This window comes from Rhodococcus sp. P14 (genome assembly GCF_000256505.1).
GTDB lineage: Bacteria > Actinomycetota > Actinomycetes > Mycobacteriales > Mycobacteriaceae > Rhodococcus > Rhodococcus ruber.
The window spans coordinates 1-651 of sequence record NZ_AJFC01000425.1; the positions used below are offsets into that span (position 1 = coordinate 1).

The following is a 651-nucleotide window of genomic DNA, read 5'->3' on the forward strand; positions in this document are numbered from 1 at the left end:
TCTACCGATCCCGGCGACTGATGAGCATCGACGGATTGACCCTGGATGTGCCGGACAACGACGCGAACGTCGAGCATTTCGGTCGGCCGCCGTCCTCCCGCGGTGGCGGCCGCGGCGGAGCGTTCCCGCAGGTTCGGGGGCTGGGGTTGGCCGAATGCGGCTCACACGCGATCGTCGACGCCGCGCTCGGGACATACAAACAGGGCGAACAGAGCCTGGCCGAGTCAATCGTGCGGTCGCTGCAGTCTGGGATGCTGCTGCTCGCCGACCGTGGATTCTTCAGCTATCGACTGTGGCAGATGTGCGCCGACACCGGTGCCGACTTGCTGTGGCGAATGAAGTCCAACGCTGTACTTCCTGTCGAAAAACGCTATCCAGACGGATCTTTCGCATCCCATGTCTACCCGGGAACGAAGGCGCGCCGGAACCGCGCCGACGGCATCGCGGTCCGGGTGATCGAGTACACCCTCGACGTGGTGGGCGAAGGCGGTGAGCCCGCACCCGTGGGTGATCAGACACCGTATCGTCTGTTGACCACGATCACCGACCCCGACGCCGCGCCTGCCGCCGAGTTGGCCGGGCTGTATTCGCAGCGGTGGGAGATCGAGACCGCGTTCGACGAACTCAAGACCCACCAGCGCGGTCCGGGGG

1 protein-coding gene is annotated in these 651 nt (G+C 65.6%); it reads left to right on the forward strand.

Annotated elements, in window-relative coordinates; translation table 11 throughout:
- Window positions 1–20: 20 nt before the first annotated feature.
- Window positions 21–651: IS4 family transposase (locus tag OEY_RS0127820; protein ID WP_237713820.1), on the forward strand; the 631-nt coding region annotated here is incomplete at its 3' end.